The organism is Rhodopseudomonas sp. BR0C11 (genome assembly GCF_010820945.1).
Classification (GTDB): Bacteria; Pseudomonadota; Alphaproteobacteria; order Rhizobiales; family Xanthobacteraceae; genus Rhodopseudomonas; species Rhodopseudomonas palustris_H.
In genome coordinates, this window is the sequence record NZ_QTKI01000365.1 from 1 (window position 1) to 4,970 (window position 4,970).

The window sequence follows — 4,970 nt, forward strand, 5'->3', positions numbered from 1 at the left end:
CTCCAGCACCTCGACCGGAATGTTCTTGGCGGGCTCCAGCGTGCGGAACCAGCCATTGACCAGATCGTGATTCTGGCTGGCGAAGAACAGCGCTTCGGAATTCGCCATCAGCATCCGTTTCAGCACGTCGGGGCGGTCTTTGAAGAAGCGGTTATTGGCGGCGAGCACGATCACCGGCGTGACGTTCTGCGACACCACCTGGGCGAAGCCGGCGTTCTCGAAGAACGATACGAACGGGTCGTAGGTGAAGAACGCATCGATCCGCTGCGAACCGACCGCGTCGGCGAGTTCGGCGGGGCCGACATTGACGAAGGTGACGTCCTTGCCCGGCGTCAGTCCGGCCTTCGCCACGGCCTCCTGTGCGTTCTGGAACGCGGTGATGCCGAAGGTGCCGTAGATCTGCTTGCCCTTGAGGCCGGCCAAATCGGTGATGCCGGACTTCTTGGTCGTCAGCACGGCCGAGCGGAAGATCGCCTGCGACGACACGGTGGTGACCGGCGCGCCGATCGCCATCGTGGTGACGGCGGCAAAATCGGACAGCGTGCCGATGTCGGCCGCGCCGGAGACCAGCGCCTCGGTGATCGCCGGCGACGCAGCGAGCTGGATCATCTCCATCTTCAGGCCGTGACGCTCCGCGATATCGGTGCGCATCAGCACGTGGGCGATCTGGGCCGACACCGTGGTGGTGTTGAACCAGCCCATCTTGACGACGTCGGCTCCCTGCGCGCGCAGGATCGACGGCGCCGCGAGCGGCATGGTGGCGGCAAAGCCGGCGGCGAGCTGACCGAAGCGGCGGCGCGATACAGTGATTGTCACGGCTTATTCCCCTTTTTGCCATTCAGGCTTCAGCGTCTCCCAGAGGTCGTTGACCGTGGAGACGAACCATGGATCGGAACGCATTTCGGCGGTGCGCGGCCGCGGCAGCGGCACCAGCACTTCGTCGCGGACGCGGCCGGGCCGCGGGCTCATCACCACCACGCGGTCGGCGAGGAACACCGCCTCTTCGATGCCGTGGGTGACGAAGATCACCGTCTTGCCGGCCTCCGAGGAGATGCGGGCGATTTCTTCCTGCAGCAGCACGCGGGTCTGGGCGTCGAGCGCGCCGAACGGCTCGTCCATCAGGAGGATGTCGGGATCGGGCGCCAGCGCGCGGGCGATCGCGGCGCGCTGCTTCATGCCGCCGGACATCTGATGCGGATACTTGTCTTCGAAGCCGGTGAGGTGAACCGTCTTGATCAGCGCTCGCGCGATCTCGGCGCGTTCGGCCTTCGGCATGCCTTTCGCCTTCAGGCCGAACTCGACGTTCTGCTGCACCGTCATCCAGCCGAACAGTGCGTAGTCCTGAAACACCACGGTGCGCGACGCGTCAGGTTTCGAGATCGGACGGCCGTCCTGCAGGATCTGGCCGCTCGAGGCCGACTGGAAGCCGGCGATGATGCTGAGCAGCGTCGACTTTCCGCAGCCCGACGGGCCGAGCAGCGAGATGAACTCGCCCTTCTTGATGCGCAGCGACACGCCGTCGAGCGCGATCACCGCCTGGTGGGTGGTCTTGGAGTCGTACACCTTGCCGACATTGCGGATGTCGATCTGGACCTCGGCGGTGGTGGCCTGTGGCACGGCAAGCTCGGCGGCGGCGAAGGTGGCGGGTGCGAATTGTGCGTTCATGGTGAGGGCCCTCAGCTGCGCTCGGAAGGAGCCCACGCGTTCACGCGCCGCTCGATACGTTCAAGGATGGCGGACATCGCAAAGCCGATCAGTCCGATCGTCACCATGCCGGCGACGACGTTGTTGATCTGGAAGAGCATGCGTGACTGCTGGATCAGGTAGCCGAGGCCGGTCTGGGCGGCGATCAGTTCGGCGGTGACGACGCACATCCAGCCGACGCCGAGCGCGATGCGCAGGCCGGGCAGGATGATCGGCAGCGAGGCGGGGATCAGCACGTCGGTGAACAGCTGCCAGGGCTTGGCGCCGAGGCAGAGCGCGGCGTTCATCTGGTTGCGGTCGAGCCCGCGGATCGCCGTGTAGGTGGCGATGAACACCGGGAAGACGGCGCCGAGGAACACCAGGAAGTAGGAGGCAGCGTCGCCGAGGCCGAACCACAGGATGGTGATCGGGATCCAGGCCAGCGGCGGGATCGGCCGCAGCGCTTCGATCACTGGCCGGACGTAGTCCGACACTGTGCGCCACCAGCCGCAGAGCAAGCCGAGCGCCAGGCCGACGACGCAGGCGAGCAGGAAGCCGACCGCGACGCGCTGCAGGCTGGCGCCGAGATGCACCCAGAGCGAGCCGTCGAGCGCGAGTTGCCACAGCGCCTCGGCGATCGCGACCGGCGAGGGCAGCAGGAAGCCGTCGACCAGATTGAGCTGGGTGATCGCCTGCCAGATCGCGAAGAACGCGGTGAGACCGACCGCGGCCCGCATCGGCCGCCCCGCAAAGGCATTCTGAATCATCGCGAACCGCGGCCTCATGGTTTCAACCGGCAGGCGGCCCGCATCGGCTTCCGCTTCCATCTGCAATCCTCCTTTGGTCGCGCTCCGTCGTCGCGTGACCCCTGAACTTTGGAATATGTCGGACAAATCCGTCAATCTGAATCGGCGAGGCGTCGGAACATAAATCGAGCAAAACCGCAAAATATCCGCTTAACTTGACGCCATTTGCCGGCGCATTGTGCATTGCGGTCAATTTCGGCCATAAATCGTCGGAAAAATCCGACAATAGACGTTGCGGCCGAGATCGGACATGGTCGGCGCGCTTCGGCGGTGGGGGACGACGTTGGATATCGAAGGAAAATTGGCCCGGATCGGCATCACCGGGTCGCTCTACAAGCTGTATCTGACCGCCGTCGGGCTCGGCGGCGCGTCGGTGACGGCGGTGGCGGCCAAGGCCGGCCTGCCGCGCACCACCGCGCATGATGCGCTCGCCAAGCTGGAAGCCGAGGGGCTGGTCCGGTTCGTCGACCACGGCAAGCGGCGCTTCGTCGTCGCGCAGGAGCCCGGCATCCTGCTGGAGCGGCTGGAAGCGCGTCGGCAGATGCTGGAAGACGTGATGCCGGTGCTGCGCTCGATGTATCACCACGAGAGCGGCCAGCCGAACGTACGCTTCCATCCCGGGCCCGAAGGTATCCGCACCACGCTGTGGGATACGCTTTCCGGCGGTGACAAGGTGCTGCGCGCGACGCTGTCGATGCGCGAACTAATGGCCGAGCCGGGCCTGGAAGAAATGGAGCACTACCTGCAGGAGCGCGCCCGCCGCGGCATTTGGCTGCGGGTAATCCGCTCGGTCGAGCGCGACATCGCGCCGATCTGGCCGTCCAGCCAGGAATTGTGCCGCGAGCTGCGCTACGCGCCGCACGAGCACACGCTGTCGATGACCTGTTTCATCTACGGCAACAAAGTCTGCCTGATCTCGTCTGCACGCGAGAGCTACGGGCTGATCATCGACAGCGCCGAATTCGCCGCGTTCCAGGCCTCGATGTTCGACGCGATGTGGAGTCTCAGTACGCCGGATACCCAGCCGGTGATCCTGACGCCCGACGGCGAGGGATGAGCGAAGTACCGGCGTTCGCGACGGTTGAGTAGCGTGCGATAGGCCGCTACAGCTTGCGGTTCTGATCGAACCGGCCTGGAGCTGTAGAGACGCTGAGGACATGACGGAGCACGCTGGATATTCCGCGCCGGCCGAGGTTGCCGGTGAGCCGCTGTTGCGTATCGAAGCCGTGGAGAAACGGTTCGGCGGTTTTGTCGCCGTCGACCGGCTGTCGCTGGACATCAAGGCCGGGGAGTTCTTCGCGCTGCTGGGTCCCAGCGGTTGCGGCAAGACGACGCTGCTGCGGATGCTGGCGGGCTTCGAGACGCCGGATGCCGGGCGCATCCTGCTGAACGGCGTGGATATCGCCGCGGTGCTGCCGCACGAGCGCCCGGTCAACATGATGTTCCAGAACTACGCGCTGTTTCCGCACCTTACCGTCGCGGCCAACATCGCGTTCGGGCTGAAGCGGGCGCGACTGCCCCGCAAGGAGATCAAGGCGCGGGTCGCCGAGATGCTGGCGCTGGTCAGGCTCGAAGGGCTCGGCAAGCGCAAGCCGGATCAGCTCTCCGGCGGCCAGCAGCAGCGCGTCGCGCTGGCGCGGGCGCTTGCGCTGCGGCCGAAGCTGCTGTTGCTCGACGAACCGATGGCGGCGCTGGACAAGAAGCTGCGCGAAAGCACGCAGCTGGAATTGATGGCGCTGCAGAAGCGGCTCGGCATGACCTTCGTGATCGTCACCCACGATCAGCAGGAGGCGATGACGGTGGCCGACCGGATCGGCGTGATGCGCGCCGGCAAGCTCGATCAGGTCGCGGCGCCGCGGCAGCTCTACGAAGCGCCGGCGTCGCGCTGGGTCGCGGAGTTTGTCGGCGACGTCAACATGCTGGAAGGCAGCGTCGCCGGCCGCGACAACGGCCGCATCACGGTTGCGACCGGCGGGGCCGGCGAGGTCGTGGTGGCAGAGCCGCGCACCGCGCTGGAGGCCGAGGCGATCTGCGGCGCGATCCGGCCGGAGAAGATCAAGCTGTCGCTGCGCGGCCCTGCCGCCGACGCCGGCCATGCCGATGCGATCAACCGGCTCGACGGCACCATTACCGACATCGGCTATGCCGGCGGCATGACCAGCTACAAGGTTCGGCTCGATCACGGCGCCACCTTGCTGGCCGCGATGGCCAATACGACGCGGCTCGACGTCGACGCGTATCACGCCGGCCAGCACGTGGTGGCGTGGTTCTCGCCCGACGATTGCGTGGTGCTGACCCGATGAGCGGCCGCCGGATTTTCACCAAGCCGGCGCGGCTCGCGGCCGTCGCGCCCTATGTCTGGATGCTGCTGTTCTTCCTGGTGCCGTTCGGCTTCGTGGTGAAGATCAGCCTGTCGCACACCGCGATCGCCCAGCCGCCTTATACGCCGGTGTTCGATCTTGCCGCCGGCTGGACCGCATT

Annotated in this window: 5 protein-coding genes and 1 pseudogene; 3 read left to right on the plus strand and 3 right to left on the minus strand. The window is 66.1% G+C overall.

Annotated elements, in window-relative coordinates; translation table 11 throughout:
- The 3 genes from DYI24_RS21165 to DYI24_RS21175 all read right to left on the minus strand — a co-directional run.
- On the minus strand, positions 1 to 816 hold an 816-nt coding region (locus DYI24_RS21165; RefSeq protein WP_164573726.1), incomplete at its 3' end, for an ABC transporter substrate-binding protein.
- Between the two features lie 3 nt (positions 817 to 819).
- Positions 820 to 1,665, minus strand: coding sequence for an ABC transporter ATP-binding protein (locus DYI24_RS21170; RefSeq protein ID WP_164573727.1), 846 nt, complete (start codon positions 1,663 to 1,665; stop codon positions 820 to 822).
- Between the two features lie 11 nt (positions 1,666 to 1,676).
- The gene (locus DYI24_RS21175; protein ID WP_107345777.1) at positions 1,677 to 2,510 is read right to left on the minus strand and encodes an ABC transporter permease; all 834 of its coding nucleotides are present in this window, start codon (positions 2,508 to 2,510) and stop codon (positions 1,677 to 1,679) included.
- A gap of 229 nt (positions 2,511 to 2,739) precedes the next feature.
- On the opposite strand from DYI24_RS21175, the gene DYI24_RS21180 reads away from it, so the two are divergent.
- From DYI24_RS21180 to DYI24_RS21190, 3 genes and pseudogenes are all read left to right on the plus strand, one after another.
- Positions 2,740 to 3,546 (plus strand): TrmB family transcriptional regulator, encoded by an 807-nt coding sequence (locus DYI24_RS21180; protein ID WP_164573728.1) that lies wholly within the window; start codon positions 2,740 to 2,742, stop codon positions 3,544 to 3,546.
- Positions 3,547 to 3,646: 100 nt separating this feature from the next.
- Positions 3,647 to 4,792 carry an ABC transporter ATP-binding protein gene (locus tag DYI24_RS21185; RefSeq protein WP_164573729.1) on the plus strand — a complete coding sequence of 382 codons (1,146 nt, stop codon included), beginning with the start codon at positions 3,647 to 3,649 and terminating at the stop codon, positions 4,790 to 4,792.
- Positions 4,789 to 4,970: pseudogene (locus DYI24_RS21190) on the plus strand (putrescine ABC transporter permease PotH); the annotation flags it as partial. The gene DYI24_RS21185 and the pseudogene DYI24_RS21190, both read left to right, overlap by 4 nt.

Excerpts from the sequence above, each read along its gene's own strand:
- DYI24_RS21170 (WP_164573727.1), bottom strand. The coding sequence starts at position 1,665 with ATGAACGCACAATTCGCACCCGCCACCTTCGCCGCCGCCGAGCTTGCC.
- DYI24_RS21175 (WP_107345777.1), bottom strand. The coding sequence starts at position 2,510 with ATGGAAGCGGAAGCCGATGCGGGCCGCCTGCCGGTTGAAACCATGAGG.
- DYI24_RS21180 (WP_164573728.1), top strand. The coding sequence starts at position 2,740 with ATGGTCGGCGCGCTTCGGCGGTGGGGGACGACGTTGGATATCGAAGGA.
- DYI24_RS21185 (WP_164573729.1), top strand. The coding sequence starts at position 3,647 with ATGACGGAGCACGCTGGATATTCCGCGCCGGCCGAGGTTGCCGGTGAG.